Genomic DNA, 17,985 nt, shown 5'->3' on the forward strand with positions numbered 1-17,985 from the left:
GGGGTGGATCCAGCCCGTGCCTACCCAATCGACCGTCGCCCTCACGGGAATCTCCAAGCGCTACGGTCCAGTCCACGCGCTGCGCGACGTGTCCATGACGGTGGGTACGGGCGAGGTGCTGGGCCTCGTCGGCGAGAACGGCGCCGGCAAGTCGACCCTGATCGGGGTGCTCAGCGGCACCGTCCGCCCGGACACCGGAACGATGACGGTGGGCGGCCAGGACGCGCCGCTGGGCAGCCCACGCGCGCTGGCCGCCCTGGGTGTCGCGGTCGTCGTGCAGGAGCAGGCGCTCGTCGAGTCGCTGCGCGTCTACGAGAACATCTACCTCGGCCGGGAGATCCGGACCGGCGGCCGGGGGCCGGGGCGGAAACGGCGGCTGCGGGCCGCCGCGGCGGCGCTGCTGCGGGACATGCACGTCGACGACATCAGGGCCGACGCCGTCGTCGCCGACCTGACCTATCCGCAGCGCCAGTTCGTCGAGATCGCCAAGGCGTTCGCGGACGCCCGCATCGCGGACACCCCGCCGCTCATCCTGCTCGACGAGCCGACCAGTGCCCTGAGCGAGCATGAGGCCGAGCTGCTGTTCTCGCTGATCGAGCGGTGGCGGGACCGGGCGTCGTTCATCTACGTCTCGCACATCCTGCCCGACGTGCTGCGCCTTGCCACCCGGCTACTGGTGCTGCGGGACGGGAAGGTGGTCGACGACCTGCGCAACGAGGGCGTCACCGACCGGCGGCTGCACGAGCTGATGGTCGGCCGGGAACGCAGCGTCGACTACTACCGGGAGACCGAGCAGACCGGCGCCGCGGCGGCCGCCGAGCCGATCCTGGAGATCACGGGCGGCTCGGTGGCCGGCGCGTTCACGGACGTGAACCTGGCGATCCGGCCGGGCGAGATCGTCGGCGTGGCGGGTGTCATCGGGTCGGGCAAGTCGGAGCTGGCCGCCGCCGTGGCCGGCGCGACCCGGCTCGGCGGCGGCTCGCTCACCGTCGACGGGCGCCGGCGGGACCGCTGGTCGGTCCGCCGCGCGGTGCGGGCCGGGGTCTGCTATGTCCCGCCAGAGCGGGCGAACGACTCCCTGTTCAGCGCGATGTCGGTGCGCGGCAACATCTCCATCGGCTTCCTCGACCTGCTCACCTCCCGCTGGTCCGGGCTGCTGCGGCTGCGGGACGAGCGCGGCCGCGCGGCCAGCCTGTCGTCGCGGCTGCGCATCAAGACGGACTCGCTGGCCACCCCCATCCGCGAGCTCTCCGGCGGGAACCAGCAGAAGGCGGTGTTCGCCCGCTGGCTGGCCCGCAGGGTCCGGGTGTTCGTGCTCGACGACCCCACCCGCGGCATCGACGTGGGTACCCGCGAGGAGATCTACACGATGATCCGCGACCTGACCCGGGACGGCGTCGGCGTGCTGCTGTGCGCCGAGTCCCTGGAGGAGGTCATCGGCCTGGCTGACCGGATCGTCGTGCTGCGGGACGGCCGGGTGACGGCCGAGATCCCGTCGCCCGCGACCGGCAAACCCACCGACGTCGACGTCATCAGCCACATGATGTGAGGACCACCGTGACCCACAACTCGACCGATCTGGCCGCGCCGCAGGTCGCCGGCTCCGGGGGTGACCCTTCGACGCCGGCCGGCCGTTCCGGGCTCAGCGGGCTCACCGCGGTCACCGCCACGCTGTCGCGGAGCCGGACGATCGCCGTCCCGCTTGTCGCGCTGCTGGCGCTCATCATCTACTTCGGCAGCCGGAACTCGGCGTTCCTGTCGACCGACTCGGCGCAGAACATCCTGCGGCAGATGGCGTTCCTGACCGTCATCGCGCTGGCCGGGACGTTCGTCATCCTCATCGGCGGCATCGACCTGTCGGTGGCGGCGAACGCGACGCTCGCCGGCATCCTCATCGCCAAGTGGATCGACTCGTTCGGCGGCCCGTTGGCGATCATCATGGTGCTCGCCGTCGGTGGGCTGGTCGGCCTGGTCAACGGGCTCGTCACCACCGTGTTGCGCGTTCCGTCGTTCCTGGTGACGCTGGGAATGATGTCGGTGCTGGACGGGATCTCGAACACGATCTCCCACGGCGGCCCGGTGGCCTTCAGCTCCGGGCTGCTGCACACGCTCGTCAACGACTCGTCGATCCCGGGCATCCCGAACGGCGCGCTCACCGCGCTGATCCTGACCGGCCTGCTCACCGTGCTCGCGTTCGCCACCTCCTTCGGCCGGCACCTCTACGCGGTGGGCGGCAACGAGCGCGCGGCGCGCCTGTCCGGGGTGCGGGTGCAGGTCGTGAAGCTGCTGGTCTTCGCGCTCGCCGGGGTCATCGCGGCGGTCGCGGGCATCATCTTCACCGGCCAGGCGAGCACCGGCGTGCCGCTCGGCGCCGATCCCAGCCTGCTGAACTCGATCGCGGCCATCGTCGTCGGTGGCACCGCCCTGTCCGGCGGCGTCGGCGGCCCGCACCGCACCCTGCTCGGCGCGCTGGTCATCGTCATCCTCGGTGCGGGCATGGACATCACCGCCGTCGACCCGTACACGCAGCTCATCGTCAAGGGCACGGTGGTCATCGCCGCTGTCGCGATCACCATCGACCGGCGGCGCTACGGGGTGATCAAGTGAGCGTGCCGAACGAGTCGGGGGCGAACGGACCGGGGCCGAACAGACCGGGACGCGTGGCCGGCAAGGTCGCCCTGATCACCGGCGCCGCCCGCGGGCAGGGCCGCGCCCACGCCGTCCGGCTGGCCCAGGAGGGCGCCGACATCATCGCGCTCGACGCCTGCGCGCCGATGACCACCGTGCCCTACCCGCTGGCCGGCGAGGCGGAGCTGGCCGAGACGGCCGCGCTGGTCGAGGCGCTGGGGCGCCGCGTCGTCGCCCGCCGGGCCGACGTGCGTGACCTGGCGGCGGTGACGGCCGCCGTCGACGAGGGGGTCGCCGAGCTCGGCCGGCTCGACATCGTCTGCGCCAACGCCGGTGTCAACACGCCCGCGCCCATGATGGAGATGACCGAGGAGATCTGGACCGAGATCATCGACGTCGACCTGAGCGGGGCCTGGCGCACCTGCCGGGCGGCGATCCCGCACCTCATCGCGGGCGGCCGTGGCGGCGCGATCATCCTCACCAGCTCCGCGGCCGGTCTGAAGGCGTACGCCAACATCGCCCACTACACGGCGGCCAAGCACGGCGTCGTCGGGCTGATGAAGACGCTGGCCCAGGAGCTGGCCCCACACCGGATCAGGGTCACCACGGTGAACCCGACCCAGGTCGACACACCAATGATCATGAACGAGCCGATGTACCGGCTGTTCTGCCCGGATGTCGACAACCCCACCCGGGCGGACTTCGCACCGGTGTCGCAGGCGATGAACGCGCTCCCGATCCCCTGGGTCGAGCCCGAGGACGTCAGCAACGCGGTCCTCTTCCTCGCCTCGGACGAGGCCCGCTACATCACCGGGATCGCCCTGCCGGTGGATGCCGGCGTACTGGTCAAGTGATCAAGTGACGTCACGACGCAAGGAGACGGACATGGCGGGACGAGTCGAAGGCAAGGTCGCGTTCATCACCGGGGCCGCCCGGGGGCAGGGCCGCAGCCACGCGGTGCGGCTGGCCGAGGAGGGCGCCGACATCATCGCGGTCGACCTCTGCGCCGAGATCGACACCACCGACTACGCGGGGGCGACCCCCGAGGACCTCGCCGAGACCGTCGCGATGGTCGAGAAGCTGGGCCGCAGGATCGTCGCGGCCGAAGGGGACGTGCGCGACACCGACTCGCTGCGCGCCGCGGTCGACCGCGGGGTCGCCGAGCTCGGCCGGCTCGACATCGTCGTCGCCAACGCCGGCATCCTCTCGAACGGCCCCTCCCACGAACTGACCGAGCAGACGTGGGGCGACATGATCGACATCAACCTGAGCGGAGTGTGGCGCACCTGCAAGGTCGCCATCCCGCACCTGCTGGCCACCGGCGACGGCGGCTCGCTCATCCTGGTCAGCTCGGTCGCCGGACTGCGCTCCTACTCGGGCGTGAGCCACTACGTCTCGGCCAAGCACGGGGTCGTCGGCCTGATGAAGACCCTGGCCCAGGAGCTGGCCCCGAACCGCATCCGGGTGAACACCGTGAACCCGACCCAGGTCGACACTCCCATGATCCAGAACGAGAGCATGTACCACCTGTTCTGCCCGGACATCCCCAACCCCACCCGGGAGGACTTCGGCAAGGCGTCGTCGGAGACGATCCTGCTGCCCATCGACTGGGTCGAGTCGATCGACGTGAGCAACGCCGTCCTCTTCCTCGCGTCGCAGGAGGCCCGCTACATCACCGGGGTCGCCCTGCCGATCGACGCCGGCGCCCTGGTCATCTGACCGGCGCGCCTCGGAGCGAGGCCGCTCAGCGGCGGGTTCGCGCCGGGGCAACGCGCCGGGGCAAGAGGTCAGGACAGGCTGGCGGGCAGGCGGCTCCAGCCGCGCAGGACGCGGTTCGCGCGGCGGCGGGCGCCCGGGAGCAGCGTCGCGTCCGGGTAGCGGTCGAAGAACGCGCGCAGGCCGACCTCGCCTTCCATCCGGGCCAGCGAGGCTCCCAGGCAGAAGTGCCGGCCGGCGGAGAAGGAGACGTGGTCACGGGCGTTCGCGCGGGCGACGTCGAACGTCGCCGGCTCGGCGAACACCTTCGGGTCCCGGTTGGCGCCGGCGAGGACGGTCACGACGTAGGTCCCGGCCGGAACGGTGACGCCGCGAAGGTCTAGCTCGCGGGTGCTGATGCGCCCGGTAAGGAGCACCGGCGGATCGATCCGGAGGATCTCCTCGACCGCGCCCGGCCACAGTTCCGGCTGGCCGCGCAGCCGCCCGAGCTGCTCCGGGTGCCGGCTCAGCAGGGTGATGCCGTTGCCGAGCAGGTTCACCGTGGTCTCGAAGCCGGCCGCGAGCACCAGCCCGGCGATCGACTTCAGCTCGCTCTCGTCGAGCCCGCCGTCCTGGTCGCGGGCCACGATGAGCTGGCTGAGCAGGTCATCGCCCGGCTCGTGCCGCAGCCAGGCGAGATGCCCGGTCAGCCACGACTCGAAGTCACGCATGGCGGCGGTGACGGACCGGAACTGCCGGAGACCCAGCCCGAAGTCGAGGCTCGGCGCGACGGCGGATCCCAGCGCCAGCACTCGGGGCCGTTCGCCGGGCGGGACCCCGAGAATCTCGGAGATCACGGTGACCGGCAACAGGGCGCAGTAGGTGGCGACCAGGTCAACGGGCTCGGCCGTGGCGAGGCCGTCGAGGAGCTCGGACGCTATCTGTTCGGTGCGCGCCCGCAGGTTCTGGACCGCCCGCGCGGTGAACACCCGGCTGACCAGCTGGCGGTGCCGGGTGTGCGTGGGTGGCTCCGTGACCAGCAGCGACGGCGGCTCCATGGGATGCAGCACGTCGGGCGCGGTCCGGGCCATCAGAGCACCGAGGAGGCCACCGGCCCGGGCCGGGCTGCCGGCCCGGAAGTCACCGCTGGCGAGAACCTCCCGTGTGACGGCATGGTCCACGGTCAGGAACGCGAACCGACCGCGGTACAGCGGCCCGGCGGCGCGCACCTGTTCGACGGCCTCCCAGACCTCTCCCCCGCCGGCACCCGCGACGATCAGCCGGCCCTGCAGGTCCCCCCGCCGCGCCGCCGCCCGCACGGCGACCCGGGGAAGCCCGTGGGCCGCGCCCCAGTACACGGCCGACCGGGCGTCATCACGCACCCGTCCCAACGGCCGCGGACACCGCTCGGCCGGCGGCGTCACCGCATGATCCTCGGTGGGAGTCGGTCGAATGCCCTGGTCCGTGGACATATGACCAAACTAGCCGGCACCCGCGGCTACGGGGAGGAATCGGGGCTGTCGGCGCCGGCGATCAGCGAGAACGCGCGCTCACGTCGTCTGCCCCACCGCGCGGCCCGCTCCCCGGCTCGCGCCATCTTCCCCTGGTCGTAGTGGCGCCGCGCCCACGGGCTTCCCGGGGCGGCGAGCCGCAGGACGCCCCAGATCCCGACAACGGTCACGAAGACACTGAACATCGCCACCCAGGGTTTTCCCTTGATCGCGGTCAGCACGGTAAGGGACAGATTGAACAGCACAAGTGCCACAAGGGTCCAGCGGGCGGAGCGTTCGTCGTCACTGATGTCATCCAGCCCGAAGGGTGCGGCGCGGACCAGGAGGAGCCCGGTCAAAGCCGTGGCAACGATGACGGCATCGACGGAGGAGCGGCCTTCCTTCGTCCAGTAGACGTCCTTCAGGTGGAGCAGGAGCGCGAATTCGTCGAGAACGAGGCCGGCCCCGATCCCGAAGACGAGCGCAAGGATGTCACGCCACGGGTGGACGGCGCTGGGAGCGAAGCCGATGGTGCCGGCCGCGAGCATCATGAGAACACCGAAGAACTCGTGGTGCACGTGCACCCCGCCGGCCGAAATGTTTCCCGGCCACCATCGAACGTTCGCCCGGATGAGGCGGGCGGAGGTCCTGATGAACAGGAACCCGCCGACCAAGCCCACGAGAAGAAGCAGCAACGGCTGACGGCCGGTTCTGATGAACTGCTCGTGATATGAGCCGGTGAGCCAGGACCACTCCATGCCCGGAGTCTGTCAGCACACGGCGATACCGCCGCTCGTCCCGCGCCGGGTCCGCGGACGCATCGCCGCCGCCGGCGGAGCGGAGCGGTCGCGCTCCTGCGCAGCAGCGGCTCGGCCGCCGGGCCACCCGGCTACCTGCCAGCTCCCGGGGGTTGGGTACGGGCGTCTTCGGAACCGATGCTGGCCAGCAGCGCCGGGAGCTGGCCAAGCGCCACCGCCATGCCAAGGACGTTCTGATACTCGCGCAGGTGAACGATCCGACCGTCACGAACCCTGAGGACGAGGACGAACGACGCCGAGGCCTGACGGTTGATGGTGGTTATCGTTCCGGCGAGGTCGTACTCCACGATGATCACTTGCGGGTCCGCCGTGTCGTGGATGACCACATTGCGGAATCCCTCGAACCGCACCGGCAGAGAGGCCCGGCCCGCCGCGGCGAAGGCGCCGAACACCGCTCGCCCCTCGAAGCGGCTCGGCATGCCCGGCCGGGCGAACGGGAGCTCGATGATGACGTCCTCGGCGTACAGCTCGTCCGCGCGTTCGGGGGCGTTCCCGAGAAGTGCCTCCTGGAAACGGGCAAAGGCCTCGCGTGGGGTCATCTCGGCGCTGGCGGACGGTGACACCATTCGGTTCCCTCCAGACTGGGCGCGCGACCGACCGGTCTAGGCCGTCCCGCGGAGCTAACATGAGTCGCGACTCAGAATATGATGAGTCTTGACTCATGTTGTCAATCCCAGGAGGACGCCACCCATGTCGGAAGGCAGGTCCTCAGCGGCCGATCGGGGCGTCGTGCCAGCAAGCCAGGGTCTGCGCGCCGACGCACGGCGCAACCGAGCGCGGATCCTGGATGCCGCCGAGGCGGTCTTCGCCGAGAAGGGCGCCTCGGCGTCGACGGAGGAGGTCGCCCGGCGGGCCGGGCTCGCGATCGGCACCGTCTTCCGGCACTTCCCGACCAAGGAAGCCCTGCTGCGGGCGCTGGTCAGCGACCTCGTGGTTCGGCTGGACGACGAGATCAAGACCTTGGTCGACGATGGCGATCCGGCGACCGGTCTGTTCGTCTTCTTCGCGAGCATGGTCGAGCAGGCGGCGGCCAAGAAGACGGTCGTCGATCTCCTGGCCGCCTCGGGGATCAACCTCCCGGTGGCCAAACCGATCCACACGCTGCGAGAGTCGATCGACGCGCTGCTCACCCACGCTCAGGACGCCGGCGCCGTACGCGACGACGTCCGCGTTCCGGAGGTGCTCGCGCTCCTCACGGCCGCCTGTCAGGCAGCGCTGCAGGCAGGCTGGGACGACGAGCTGCAGGCCCGGACACTCACCATCGTCTTCGACGGGCTACGTCCACCCGCACGCAGATGACGCGGGCCCCGGCCGTCCCCGCGAACAGGCGGCGACCGGTACCCGGCCCGGCAGGAACCGGCGAGCGGCCCGCCCGACGAGCGACGCGGGCTCAGGACAGGCCGGCGGCGGCGGCGGCCTCGGCCAACGTCGGCCAACCGGAGCCGATCAACACCCAACCATCGTGGCCCGCGCGCGGGCTCTTGGGGTCGTGGACCTTGACCTGCCAGTTACCAGGGCTGGTCTCCCTGGCGAACGCGGACTTGCCGTCGCAGGTGCCGTAGCGGCTACCGAGCACGCCTACGGCCGTGGATGACCCGGAGGCGGAACCGTACTGAGCGGACATGAGGTGCCTCTCCAAGGGAGTTCACCGACGTGCCCGGGCTGAGCCTGAGGCTCGTAGAGCCGCGACGCTGATGCGCGGCAGGCCGGATTGTTTCCCAGTGACCTAAGCTTACGCCGCCTCTGCCCAACTGCCGACCCGGGACCGTACTGAACCGCGACCGCCAGAGCCAGCGCCATTGGCGTGATCGCCGGTAACGCCCCGCGGCGGTCGTGAAACGGCAACGGTTACCGCCACCGGAGGACCTAAATCGCGATCAAAGGGCCGCCAATCGACCGCGGCAAAATCGGCCAGGTGCAGATCGGAATGCTTGGGCCATTCGAGGTTCGTACGGACGAAGGCGTCCTCGCTGACCTGCCGGGCGCCCGGTCGCGCGCGCGGTTGATCGCTCTCGCGCTCGATCCAGGTCACGAGGTCCCGAAGGCGACGCCCGTCGACCGGATTTGGGGTGAACGTCCGCCGTCAGAGGCGGCGAATGCCCTGCAACGCCTGGTTTCCCGGCTGTGGAGGGCGCTGCCGGAAGGGGCGGTCGAGGGCAGACGGACGGCTCCCTGCTGAGGGTGGAACCCGGCGCCGTCGACGCCGTGCGGTTCGAACGCCTCGTCGACCAGGCCCACGATGACGGGGACCCGCGGTGGGTACGACTGCTGCGTGAGGCCCTTGCCCTGTGGCGCGGTACGGCCATACAGGACGCCGGGCTGCAGGACAGCGCGGCGTTTGACGCGGCGCGCAGGTGTAGCCCGCCGACGACCGCCTGATCGGCCGAGCCCGCCGGTCACCGCACTACCGCTCCTTCGTCACCTGCCACGCCATTTGCCGGCCTCCTCCCCGTCGATCAGGAGCGAAGCGGGGTGTCGACGTGACCGGCTGACGCGGTCCGGGGAGGCTCACCCGGTATGAACGGTCGAGCAGGGAGAAGAGGCACCAATGGTACAGGTGGCGGCCGGTCTAGCAAGATCATGGTGGATCGGTCGGAGGGATTCGGTGAGCGACTGCTGGGTGTGCTGCTGGACCGCGCTCACGAGATGCCGCCACAGCTGATTGCCCCACTGGTGGCGGAAGAGATCGGCAGGATCGGCGGGCGAGACATCTCGATCCTTCTGCAGGACTATGAGCAGCTGATACTCACGCCGCTGCCGGGCAGGAGCCTCGCGGTCGGGAAGCCCGAGCCGATCGACGACTCCCCCGCCGGCACGGCATTCCTCCGCGCGATGACTGTCGAGCAGCCACAGGCTGACGGTACGCGAATGTACCTGCCGCTGCTGGACGGTAGCGACCAGGTGGGGGTACTGGCGTTTACTCTCGACACGGTCGATGATGATGACCGCCGGTTGCTGGGGCGACTCGCCGGCCTTGTCGCCGACATGTTGGTGACCAAGAGCAGCTACACCGACCAGTTCTTCCAGGCCCGGCGTCTCGAACCGATGAGTGTCGCCGCGGAGATCCAGTGGTCGCTGCTGCCTCCGCTGACCATGATCACCCCGCAGGTCGCGGTGGCCGGCATTCTCGAACCCGCCTACAACATCGCGGGCGACAGCTTCGACTACGCCCTCAACGACGACATCCTTCACATGGTCATCATCGACGCGATGGGCCACGACCTGGACGCCGCGGTGCTGGCGACGGTCGCGATCGGCGCCTACCGGCACGCCAGACGTGCCGATATCGGGCTTGCCGACCTGTACACGTTCATGGACGCAGCCATCCACAAGCAGTTCGGTACCGATCACTTCGTCACAGCGCAGATGATGCGTCTGGATATCGGAACAGGTCACTTGCAGTGGGTTAACGCAGGCCATCCGGCGGCGTTGCTGATCCGCGATCGCAAGGTTATCCAGGCGCTGGAGAGCCCTGGGACCCTGCCGATCGGCTTCGGTGGTGACATACCGCAGGTCAGTGAGCAGACGCTCCTACGCGGCGACCGGGTGCTGTTCTTCACCGATGGCCTCGTCGAGGAGCATGAGACGGGCGGGCAGCAGTTCGGCGAGGAACGCCTGATCGACTTCGTCGAGAGTGCCCACGGAAACAGTGTGCGGGAGACGGTGCGGAGTCTGTCCCACGCGTTGATGCGGGAACGGCGCGGGATCACGACCGACGACGCGACGCTCTTCCTGGTCGAGTGGTGCGGGGGCACCGCCGACCATCTCGCGAGCATAGATATCTAATCTGGCAAGAGCTGGTCCCGCCCGGCTGTCCCATGCCGGTCACCGGCGCGAGGGCTCGCATCCGGCCACCGTGGTGGACGACCTGAGGTGAGGGCCGCGGATGTCAGGCGGGGCGCAATGTGTTGGCGGTCTTCGCCGCGTCGATCCAGGCTTGAATCTGCCGCTCGGAGAGCCCGACAACCGGCCCGTGCCGGTCCTCGATCATCTTCTTCAGGTTGGCGGCGTTGCGACGCCCCAACTCCCTGATCGAGGCGACACCGATCTCCTCAAGGATCGTCCGATATCGGGCGCCGATGCCCTTGATCCTGTCGAGATCGCCTTCGCGGGCCTGGTGGCCACCGCTGTTGGTCGTGGTCATGGTGCTCCCCCTTTCCTGGGGAGTTCGGCGTGCGGGATGGACGTCGAGCACCGCGACCAGACCGGCCGCGACGAGCTGCTCGAAGACGGCGGGCCGGGCGCCGCGCACACTGATCCATTTCTGGCGGCGAGCCGCCAGGGAAGCGGCGCCGGCCAGCACATCCAGGCCCGCCACGTCGAGGACCGGCACGTCGCCGAGGTCGACGACCAGCAGCGGCTCCCCCGCGTGCATTCCATGGTCGAGGGCGGTCTGAAGCGCGGTGCCCGCGGCGCCGGCCATGCCGCGAACGTGGATGGTCGTGACCTGATCACGGTGCGAGGTGAAGATCCGGGCTCCTGCCGCGGCCGATACGACCTCACCATAAGTGACCTTGAGACGTTGAGTGTCGTTGTACGTCCCGAGCTGGGCAAGGGCGCGGGCCCGGTCAGTGTCGCCGAGTGGTCCCAGGAGAACATCGAGGAGGTCCCGTCGATACTCCACTACGCTCGCCAGATCCCATCGGACGGGCGATGGCTGGGATACAGCGGATCGACCGGCGGCAGGCCCCACGCGGACCATGGGAAAACCTCGACGGGGATAGCGATACCGAGGCACTCGAAACGTTCGGGCAGGCTCACAGGCAACGTCCCATGGACGATCACCGATGGCGCCCGAGCGTGAGCGGAACACTCGCGGTCTCGCGGCAGTTACGCGGCGTTTCCGATCCCGAGCCGGCTATTTGCCTAGCTGGTTCAGCATAGCGCGAAAATTCCTGATTGTCGACCGGCGCAAAACGCCTCGCAGGATCCCGCGGCCCTGATCCGTGCCAGCTGATCGAGAACCAAAAACCATCATCATACAAGGGCGGACGCACTGTGGTACAGTGAAGATCGGCCGGAATCCTACGAATCCGGAATTCTGCGAATGTCGACGCCAGGTTGGTGTCAGCACCGGCCGTGGCCATCCGGCGGCTCTTATCGCCGGAGTTAGGCGGCCGTCATGACGACGGGCCGAACTTCCGCACTTCTCGACGAGGTCGACGCCGCGCGCTTCGACGGCGACGGCGGCGCACCCACCAAGCTCCAGGTCACCCTCGCGGACATGCGTCCCGAGCCGGTCGGCGGCGGTGAGCTACGGCTGTCACTGGCCCCGGCCCGCGGCCGGGAATCCTTCGACGGCGCCTGGTGGCCACGGACCTGGCACCTGGCCAGCGAGCTTCCCCCGCTCGTCGCCGCGTTGTCCGCCACGGGTGAGGCGCCCGGCCGGATGTCGGTCAACGGTGACATCTGGACCGACATCCCCCGCGTGCTTCCACGACCGGGCCGCCCGCCGCTGCGGATCAGCTGGTTTCGCGCCCTCGACCCCCACACGGTCACGCTGGGCGGCGCCAACCGAACACGCCTCTTCCTTCTCGTGATACCCCCCGACGCTGCCCCGGAGGCGGGGGAAGAGGTGCTCCAGATGGCCGCCACCGGCCGGCTGTCCGGCCCAGCTGGCCAGATACTGCGCCACGCGGGCGCCGCGCCATCACCAGAATGACCACGGACCGCCCCGCCCGCTGACAACGGTCCGGTCCTCGCCGGCTGATCAGGCGGAAAAGCGCTCGCCAGACCGGCGCGACGCGACTCTCGAGATGTCATGCTCGGCACGAACCTGGGGGCAACCCATGCTGGTAACCCGACCATGACCGTGTTCGACGATGGCATCGCCAGGCCGACCCAGGAGCTGAGTTCCGAGCAGGCGCGGGCGGATGCCCTCGACCTGCGGGCGGGCCTGGCCGGTCTCGCTGGTCTGGTGTCCGGTTCCCTGGACCTTCAGGAGCTGCTGACCCGGGTGGCGAGCTTCGCCGCCCAGGCCATCCCAGGCGCCGACGGCGCCGGGGTGACGTTGCTGCGTCTCGACCGGGATGACGACCGTATCGAGGCACTGGCGGCCAGCGCGCCGTTCGTCCGGGACATCGACGAGATCCAGTATGCGGTCCTCAACGAAGGTCCCTGTATCACCGCGACCCTCGACCGGCGCACGGTCCGCTCGGGATCACTGGGCGGCGAACGGCAGTGGCCCCGCTTCGGCCCCCGGGTCGGCCGCCTCGGTGTGCACAGCGTGCTGTCACTGCCGTTGTTGCTACCCGACCAGGTGGTTGGCGCGATCAACGTCTACGCCCACGGCAAGGACGTCTTCGACGACCACGCCGCCGAACTCGGCGAGCTGTTCGCGGCCCCGGCCGCGGTCGCGGTGCACAACGCCCAGGTGCTGGCCCAGGCGCTGAACCTCACGATCCAGCTGCAAGCCGCCCTGTCGACCAGGCCGGTCATCGATCAGGCCATCGGGCTGCTGCGCGGCCGCACCGGCGGGACCGCGGAAGAGGCATTTGCCCGGCTGCGCGCGATCAGCCAGCGCGAGAACGTCAAACTCGCCGCCGTCGCCCAGCGCATTGTCGATGAGGCGGTCCGCCGGGCCCGAGCCCGCAATCGCGAGATATAGCTCGGTCCTCGGTGCCTCCGCGGCGGCGCGGCCGGCTCGACCGAGTAGCCTGAAGATGGCACCCACGGATCCGGGGCCCTGACTCGTGTCCGGTGCCCCACCAAGCACCGCGACCCGCGGTACTCGGCTTTGTGGCCGAAAAGGGCGTTCGGGGACGCCGTTTCGGAGTACCCCCGTCGTGGATATTTCCACTGCTTTGGCGGCGGACCTCGCCGCTCTCACCGAATCGCTCGACGAACCGGGCGCGGATATCTCACGAACCCTGCGACAACTCGCCGCCGACGCCAAGAGCGCCGTAGGATCCTACCTCGGTCTCTCGGCCATACTCTCCGCCGGAGAGAATTCCCTGATTTTCACCGTGCTCGAGGACGATGCCGAGCGCGAAGACATCCGTGCCTCGCTAAGAATGTCCCTTCCCCCGAGTACTCCCGCAGCTGAGGATCCGGCGGCTACGACTTCTCTGATCCTCTTCGCCGCGGCTCCCGGAGCGTTCCTCGACCTCGCGACCGACCTGAGCTGGCTGACCAACGACAGCGGCGGCCTCGGCACCACCGGATTCGTACTCGACGAGGACCTCACGGTGCCGCGCGACCCGGCCGCGCCCAGCGGGCTGAAGACCCAGTCGACAATCGACCAGGCCGTCGGCGTGCTGATCGGCAGAGGCAACACCCCCGAGCAGGCATATCAGCACCTCGACATGCTGGCCGCCGACGCCCGCGTCGGCCGGCCCACCGCGGCCGAGGCGATCCTTGCCGAGCTGGACGGGCCGAGCTGGACAGATCTGGGTGCCGACGACGGGCGCCCGGCGCACCCACAAGGGCCCGACGGCGAGGCGATACCGACCCTGCCGCCACGGGACCCATAGCGCCATCCGGCTGTCGGGACCAACTGTCATCCTCAGTCAGATGTCAGACCGTGCCGGCGGGGGCGCGGGAGACTCCTGTCGAGCCACGTCGATCGCGCGCAGCGCGAGAACAGCGATGTCGTCGGCATGGGGGCCACCGGTGAAGGCGAGCACATCCGCCTCAACGGCATCCACGAGGTCGTGCGCGCTGAGCTGCCCCGTCGCGGCGAGGAGAGCTCGGAGGCGTTCCTCGCCGTACTGTTCGCGGCCCCGTCGAGCTTCGGTGACACCGTCCGTATACAGCAACAACGTAACTCCCGGCCGCAGGGTCACGCGCACGTTCTTCAGGCCGGAGTTGTCGAACAGACCCAAGGGCAGACCGTGATGCCCGATGGCGCGCACCGAACCGGCGGCGCTTCTCAGCAGCGCGGGCATATGCCCCGCCGACGCGAGGAGCGCGCGGGCTCCACCTGGGCCGGGAAACAGCATGACGTAGGTGGCGGTGAGGAAACGCTCGCTACCAGGACTCCGGGTGAGAAGCGCCGTATTCAGGCGGTCGAGCACCCGCGACGGAGTCTTCTCGGTCGTCGCGACGGCGCGGATCGTGTAACGCGCCAACGCCGCGATCATCGCTGCTTCCGGGCCATGGCCGCTGACGTCCCCGATCACTGCATCCCACCGTTCCGACTCCGGTTCACGCCGTACGTGTACTCGGCCTGTGCTGCTCCTGGAGCCGGTGTCGCCGCGCGTCCGCACCGGGAACACGTCGTAGAAGTCGCCAAGCGCCCCCAGGCCGTCAGCCGCCGGCAGGCTACGCGCGGCGACCTCCATGCCTGGAACACCAGTCGTCCGTGGCGGCAGCAGACCCATGTGCGGGGCCAACCCCTGGGCCACAAGCACTCCTAGCCGCTCCGCCGCGCGGCCCGCGCGCGCGGTGTCCTCGCGCCGTCCCAGCTCCCCCGCCGCGACGGTCGCGAGACCTTCGGTTGAGCCGCCACTTCCTTGTGCCACGCGCGATCCGGACCGAACGGCGGCCGCACGCGCCACCGTCGCGTCGGCCCGATCATGGGGCAGCACGGCGCGGGCTCAGGTCAGGCCGGTAGCGGCCAATGCCTCGGCCAACGTCGACCAGCCGGAGCCGATCAGCAACCACCCGTCGTGGCCCACGCGCGGACTGGTGGGATCGTGCACCTTGACCTGCCAGCTGCCAGCGCTGGTCTCCCTGGCGAACGCGGCCCTGCCGCCACACCTGCCGTATCGGCTACCGAGCACGTGCGTCGGCGTGGGCATGGAGAGCGCGGATGTGGAACCGTTCTCAGCGGACATGAGGTGCCTCTACAGAAGAGATCACCGAGGCGCCCGGCGCTGAGCCTGAGGCTCGTGGGGCGGCGACACTGACGCGCGGCGACCCCAGCCCGAGCTGGCTGTTTCCCAGCGGGGTCATCGTACGCCGTCCCTATCCCGTTGTCCGGCTCCGGACGGAACGATCAGACCTCTGAAATGCCAGAGGGCGGCGGGAAATCCCGTCTCGACAGCCACGTCAATGGCCGCTCGTAGTCTTCACGTGCTCCGTGCTGAACGGATCGCCGGACGACCGCCGAAGGGCGCCGGGCGATCGTACTCGCGGCCAAGGCCAGTTCGAGTCCGCCCGGCCGGCGAGGCTGTTGCCGCCGGGGCTGCGATCGTCCGGAGGCAGCGCGGCGCATCGCCGGTCAACGCTCTGCTCGACGACGCCGCTGTCGCCGAGCAGAGCAGCTGGAGGCCGGCGGGGCCCGCACCACCGGCGAACCCGGGGACCCAGCTCGTCGAAGGTCAGGGGTACCGCGGCGCACCGTCACCTGCGTGTCCATGCTGTAGGGAGGAGCCGAGTCGGATCGGGTTCCGTCCGCCCGGAAGTGCCCGGCTACTGGCCTACGGACATTGCGGAGACCAGCCTGCGGGCCTGGCCGACGAAGCGGTGTTCGATCAGGACCTCGTATTTTGTCGCGACGACCCGGCTGATCGAGGAGAAGTCCCGGGCACCACCGTGGGTTGCGGCGCGGAATCCGATCTGGCTCCAGACCAGTCCAAAGGCCGCGCCCAGGAAAGGAGTGGTAATCAGGAATCCGATCTGGTTCTGTGTGCTGAAAAGCGCGAAGGCGATGCCGACGAACAAACCCATCCAGAGGCCGGAGACCGCACCCGCGATCGCGGCCTTGCCGTGGGTGAGGCGCCCGGTGACGCGCTCGACCGACCTCAGTTCGGTACCGACGATGACGACGTTCTCGACGGGGAAATCGTGGTCGGCCAGGTAGTCGACCACGTACTGGGCCCGGGGATAGTCGTCGTATATCCCCAGCGATATCGGATCTTCCAGGTTCAGCGCTGGACGCGGACCGTCGGGTTGGGTGGTCACTTCTTGTGCCTCATTCCGAGAGGAGATTCCGGAGCTGGCGAGATGGAGCGTCCCGTTCTCCGCCCGGCCGTCCGCCCTGGTCCCCGCGGACGGTGCAGGGCGACACGAAGACGGCTTCTCATGCGAGCCAGGGCAGGCGTCGTACCAGTGGGGTCGCTACCCAGGCGCGGCCCAGTCCCAGCGTGCGGCCGGCGCCCAGGCAGGCGAGGACGACCAGCACGGCGGCGTAGATGAGGTGCTCGTCCATGAACGGGTTGCTGGCCGACGGGAGGACGGCGCTCCACATCATGACGGTCAGGACTGCCCCGGCGGTCGCGGCCAGCCACATCCCGATGCCGAGCATCAGCGCCGCGCCGATCGCGAGCAGTGCAACCATGAACAGCACGTCAGCGAAGGCCGTGCCGGCCAAGGAATGGTAGAAGCCCGTGAACGGGCCCTTGGCGGCGGAGCCGAGGAATCCCTTGGTAGGGCTGCCGCCGTGGATCCAGGCCTTCGCCGAGGTCGTGTCGTGGCCCAGCCCGAACGCCTTGTCCAGGAACGCCCACAGGAACACCCAGCCCAACGCGAGCCGGACGACCGCCAGCAGGTAGCGGACGACCGGAGCCGAGTCTCCACCGCCGGCGGCCGTCGAGACCGGCTGTTGTCCGGGCGCGGATGGCCGGTCTGCATGGTTCTGGGATGCCATGCTGGCTGACCGGGCTTCGGCGTCATCGACGGCCGGCCGCGTCATGGTGCCAACGGGTCGGTCGATGGTCTCCACCGGGGCGTGGTGATTCTTGGCGATGTCGACCATCGCGCTCACGTTCCTTCGATTCTCGTCGATCGGGTCCGCGGGCGAGCGGCAGATGACCCTCGAAGCCCGGGAAAGACACCTTGACCCGCTGGTCGTTCCACGGAACGAAGACCAGCGGCAGGCTAAGGACGGCGACGAAAAAGATGGTCGCCGTTCAGGTTCGACCAGTGCGCGTGGAGCGCACGACATGCCGGCGAGGCGCGGGCTGCGTGTTGTCCGATGCAGGCGGCCGGAGGTCCGGCGACGCGTCGGTGGCGGTCATGACGACGCCCCGTCCTGGGCCCAGCTGGTAAGTGCGCCGGCGGGACCGCCGACCGCGGCGGGTATCAGAGTCCCCATGACCGGTGCGGGACGCACATCCAGCCGTTCAACCAGGCGGGTCAGCGCGAACAGCCGGTAGATACGGGGGCGGGCGCCGATGACCATGATCGGGATGTCGGCACGGGCCGCCCGGTTCGCCGCGTCGAACAGGACTCCCAGCCCGCAGGCGCCCAGAACCGACACGCCGCCAAGGTCGACGACCAGCAGCAGGGGCGCCCGGTCCAGGCCAGCGCTCAACGCCGCGCGGAACGCGGCCCGGGTCGCCAGGTCGATCTCACCGTGTGCACGCACGATCGTTCTGTCGGGCGGCGCGTAGATGTCGGCATGAAATCGGGAGACGAATCTGTCCGGGCGCTGCGCCAACGCCTCGGACGTGTGGGCGGGGGTTTTCATC

At 69.6% G+C, this 17,985-nt stretch carries 20 protein-coding genes; 10 read left to right on the forward strand and 10 right to left on the reverse strand.

Annotated features, from left to right (window positions below; translation table 11 throughout):
- The first annotated feature begins 16 nt into the window (after positions 1–16).
- Genes FRCN3DRAFT_RS0228590 through FRCN3DRAFT_RS0228605 form a run of 4 tightly spaced genes read left to right on the forward strand, consistent with a single transcriptional unit; the run spans position 17 to position 4,347 of the window.
- A complete protein-coding gene (locus FRCN3DRAFT_RS0228590) occupies positions 17–1,549 on the forward strand; it encodes a sugar ABC transporter ATP-binding protein (RefSeq protein WP_007513982.1) in 1,533 nt (510 codons plus the stop codon).
- An 8-nt stretch (positions 1,550–1,557) separates the two neighbouring features.
- A complete protein-coding gene (locus tag FRCN3DRAFT_RS0228595; protein WP_007513984.1) occupies positions 1,558–2,607 on the forward strand; it encodes an ABC transporter permease in 1,050 nt (349 codons plus the stop codon).
- Positions 2,604–3,482: a mycofactocin-coupled SDR family oxidoreductase gene (locus FRCN3DRAFT_RS0228600; protein ID WP_007513985.1), complete on the forward strand. Its 879-nt coding sequence runs from the start codon at positions 2,604–2,606 to the stop codon at positions 3,480–3,482. Before FRCN3DRAFT_RS0228595 ends, FRCN3DRAFT_RS0228600 begins: the two co-directional genes overlap by 4 nt.
- Before the next feature lie 31 nt (positions 3,483–3,513).
- Complete coding sequence (locus tag FRCN3DRAFT_RS0228605; RefSeq protein ID WP_007513987.1) at positions 3,514–4,347, forward strand: mycofactocin-coupled SDR family oxidoreductase; 834 nt, start codon at positions 3,514–3,516, stop codon at positions 4,345–4,347.
- A gap of 68 nt (positions 4,348–4,415) precedes the next feature.
- Here FRCN3DRAFT_RS0228605 and FRCN3DRAFT_RS0228610 read toward each other — a convergent pair whose 3' ends face one another.
- From FRCN3DRAFT_RS0228610 to FRCN3DRAFT_RS46810, 3 genes are all read right to left on the reverse strand, one after another.
- On the reverse strand, positions 4,416–5,705 hold the full coding sequence (locus FRCN3DRAFT_RS0228610) for a cytochrome P450 (RefSeq protein ID WP_198536047.1): 1,290 nt from the start codon (positions 5,703–5,705) through the stop codon (positions 4,416–4,418).
- 116 nt (positions 5,706–5,821) lie between these two features.
- Positions 5,822–6,571 carry a hypothetical protein gene (locus FRCN3DRAFT_RS0228615; RefSeq protein ID WP_007513990.1) on the reverse strand — a complete coding sequence of 250 codons (750 nt, stop codon included), beginning with the start codon at positions 6,569–6,571 and terminating at the stop codon, positions 5,822–5,824.
- Positions 6,572–6,702: 131 nt separating this feature from the next.
- Complete coding sequence (locus FRCN3DRAFT_RS46810; RefSeq protein WP_007513992.1) at positions 6,703–7,197, reverse strand: nuclear transport factor 2 family protein; 495 nt, start codon at positions 7,195–7,197, stop codon at positions 6,703–6,705.
- A 124-nt stretch (positions 7,198–7,321) separates the two neighbouring features.
- Between FRCN3DRAFT_RS46810 and FRCN3DRAFT_RS0228625 the strand changes: the two genes are divergently transcribed.
- On the forward strand, positions 7,322–7,930 hold the full coding sequence (locus tag FRCN3DRAFT_RS0228625; RefSeq protein ID WP_007513994.1) for a TetR/AcrR family transcriptional regulator: 609 nt from the start codon (positions 7,322–7,324) through the stop codon (positions 7,928–7,930).
- A gap of 91 nt (positions 7,931–8,021) precedes the next feature.
- Here the strand turns inward: FRCN3DRAFT_RS0228625 and FRCN3DRAFT_RS0228630 are convergent, their stop codons facing one another.
- Complete coding sequence (locus FRCN3DRAFT_RS0228630; protein WP_007513995.1) at positions 8,022–8,255, reverse strand: hypothetical protein; 234 nt, start codon at positions 8,253–8,255, stop codon at positions 8,022–8,024.
- A 557-nt stretch (positions 8,256–8,812) separates the two neighbouring features.
- Here FRCN3DRAFT_RS0228630 and FRCN3DRAFT_RS58310 point away from each other — a divergent pair.
- Both FRCN3DRAFT_RS58310 and FRCN3DRAFT_RS0228640 read left to right on the forward strand, forming a co-directional pair.
- Positions 8,813–9,010, forward strand: coding sequence for a BTAD domain-containing putative transcriptional regulator (locus tag FRCN3DRAFT_RS58310; RefSeq protein WP_027141031.1), 198 nt, complete (start codon positions 8,813–8,815; stop codon positions 9,008–9,010).
- 201 nt (positions 9,011–9,211) lie between these two features.
- On the forward strand, positions 9,212–10,417 hold the full coding sequence (locus tag FRCN3DRAFT_RS0228640) for a PP2C family protein-serine/threonine phosphatase (protein WP_035925336.1): 1,206 nt from the start codon (positions 9,212–9,214) through the stop codon (positions 10,415–10,417).
- Positions 10,418–10,520: 103 nt separating this feature from the next.
- Here the strand turns inward: FRCN3DRAFT_RS0228640 and FRCN3DRAFT_RS57940 are convergent, their stop codons facing one another.
- The gene (locus FRCN3DRAFT_RS57940) at positions 10,521–11,333 is read right to left on the reverse strand and encodes a DUF4332 domain-containing protein (RefSeq protein ID WP_007514001.1); all 813 of its coding nucleotides are present in this window, start codon (positions 11,331–11,333) and stop codon (positions 10,521–10,523) included.
- A 420-nt stretch (positions 11,334–11,753) separates the two neighbouring features.
- Between FRCN3DRAFT_RS57940 and FRCN3DRAFT_RS0228650 the strand changes: the two genes are divergently transcribed.
- From FRCN3DRAFT_RS0228650 to FRCN3DRAFT_RS0228660, 3 genes are all read left to right on the forward strand, one after another.
- Positions 11,754–12,293: a DUF5994 family protein gene (locus FRCN3DRAFT_RS0228650; protein ID WP_007514003.1), complete on the forward strand. Its 540-nt coding sequence runs from the start codon at positions 11,754–11,756 to the stop codon at positions 12,291–12,293.
- A gap of 144 nt (positions 12,294–12,437) precedes the next feature.
- Positions 12,438–13,238, forward strand: coding sequence for a GAF and ANTAR domain-containing protein (locus tag FRCN3DRAFT_RS0228655; RefSeq protein WP_035925339.1), 801 nt, complete (start codon positions 12,438–12,440; stop codon positions 13,236–13,238).
- A 358-nt stretch (positions 13,239–13,596) separates the two neighbouring features.
- A complete protein-coding gene (locus FRCN3DRAFT_RS0228660; RefSeq protein ID WP_157845273.1) occupies positions 13,597–14,103 on the forward strand; it encodes an ANTAR domain-containing protein in 507 nt (168 codons plus the stop codon).
- Positions 14,104–14,139: 36 nt separating this feature from the next.
- On the opposite strand, the gene FRCN3DRAFT_RS46825 is transcribed toward FRCN3DRAFT_RS0228660, so the two are convergent.
- The 5 genes from FRCN3DRAFT_RS46825 to FRCN3DRAFT_RS49945 all read right to left on the reverse strand — a co-directional run bounded on the left by FRCN3DRAFT_RS46825 (position 14,140) and on the right by FRCN3DRAFT_RS49945 (position 17,984).
- Complete coding sequence (locus tag FRCN3DRAFT_RS46825; protein WP_051466397.1) at positions 14,140–14,913, reverse strand: PP2C family protein-serine/threonine phosphatase; 774 nt, start codon at positions 14,911–14,913, stop codon at positions 14,140–14,142.
- A gap of 255 nt (positions 14,914–15,168) precedes the next feature.
- A complete protein-coding gene (locus tag FRCN3DRAFT_RS0228670) occupies positions 15,169–15,408 on the reverse strand; it encodes a hypothetical protein (protein WP_007514009.1) in 240 nt (79 codons plus the stop codon).
- A gap of 577 nt (positions 15,409–15,985) precedes the next feature.
- The gene (locus tag FRCN3DRAFT_RS0228675) at positions 15,986–16,477 is read right to left on the reverse strand and encodes a YflT domain-containing protein (protein ID WP_007514011.1); all 492 of its coding nucleotides are present in this window, start codon (positions 16,475–16,477) and stop codon (positions 15,986–15,988) included.
- A 118-nt stretch (positions 16,478–16,595) separates the two neighbouring features.
- The gene (locus FRCN3DRAFT_RS0228680; protein ID WP_007514013.1) at positions 16,596–17,270 is read right to left on the reverse strand and encodes a DoxX family protein; all 675 of its coding nucleotides are present in this window, start codon (positions 17,268–17,270) and stop codon (positions 16,596–16,598) included.
- A gap of 258 nt (positions 17,271–17,528) precedes the next feature.
- Complete coding sequence (locus tag FRCN3DRAFT_RS49945; protein WP_007514015.1) at positions 17,529–17,984, reverse strand: STAS domain-containing protein; 456 nt, start codon at positions 17,982–17,984, stop codon at positions 17,529–17,531.
- Position 17,985: the final 1 nt, after the last annotated feature.

This window comes from Pseudofrankia saprophytica, assembly GCF_000235425.2.
Taxonomy (GTDB): Bacteria; Actinomycetota; Actinomycetes; order Frankiales; family Frankiaceae; genus Pseudofrankia; species Pseudofrankia saprophytica.

Coding starts and splice junctions, on each gene's coding strand:
- FRCN3DRAFT_RS0228605 (WP_007513987.1), top strand. CDS start 3,514: ATGGCGGGACGAGTCGAAGGCAAGGTCGCGTTCATCACCGGGGCCGCC.
- FRCN3DRAFT_RS0228615 (WP_007513990.1), bottom strand. CDS start 6,571: ATGGAGTGGTCCTGGCTCACCGGCTCATATCACGAGCAGTTCATCAGA.
- FRCN3DRAFT_RS46810 (WP_007513992.1), bottom strand. CDS start 7,197: ATGGTGTCACCGTCCGCCAGCGCCGAGATGACCCCACGCGAGGCCTTT.
- FRCN3DRAFT_RS0228625 (WP_007513994.1), top strand. CDS start 7,322: ATGTCGGAAGGCAGGTCCTCAGCGGCCGATCGGGGCGTCGTGCCAGCA.
- FRCN3DRAFT_RS0228630 (WP_007513995.1), bottom strand. CDS start 8,255: ATGTCCGCTCAGTACGGTTCCGCCTCCGGGTCATCCACGGCCGTAGGC.
- FRCN3DRAFT_RS0228640 (WP_035925336.1), top strand. CDS start 9,212: ATGGTGGATCGGTCGGAGGGATTCGGTGAGCGACTGCTGGGTGTGCTG.
- FRCN3DRAFT_RS57940 (WP_007514001.1), bottom strand. CDS start 11,333: ATGGTCCGCGTGGGGCCTGCCGCCGGTCGATCCGCTGTATCCCAGCCA.
- FRCN3DRAFT_RS0228650 (WP_007514003.1), top strand. CDS start 11,754: ATGACGACGGGCCGAACTTCCGCACTTCTCGACGAGGTCGACGCCGCG.
- FRCN3DRAFT_RS0228655 (WP_035925339.1), top strand. CDS start 12,438: ATGACCGTGTTCGACGATGGCATCGCCAGGCCGACCCAGGAGCTGAGT.
- FRCN3DRAFT_RS46825 (WP_051466397.1), bottom strand. CDS start 14,913: ATGGAGGTCGCCGCGCGTAGCCTGCCGGCGGCTGACGGCCTGGGGGCG.
- FRCN3DRAFT_RS0228670 (WP_007514009.1), bottom strand. CDS start 15,408: ATGTCCGCTGAGAACGGTTCCACATCCGCGCTCTCCATGCCCACGCCG.
- FRCN3DRAFT_RS0228680 (WP_007514013.1), bottom strand. CDS start 17,270: ATGGTCGACATCGCCAAGAATCACCACGCCCCGGTGGAGACCATCGAC.
- FRCN3DRAFT_RS49945 (WP_007514015.1), bottom strand. CDS start 17,984: ATGAAAACCCCCGCCCACACGTCCGAGGCGTTGGCGCAGCGCCCGGAC.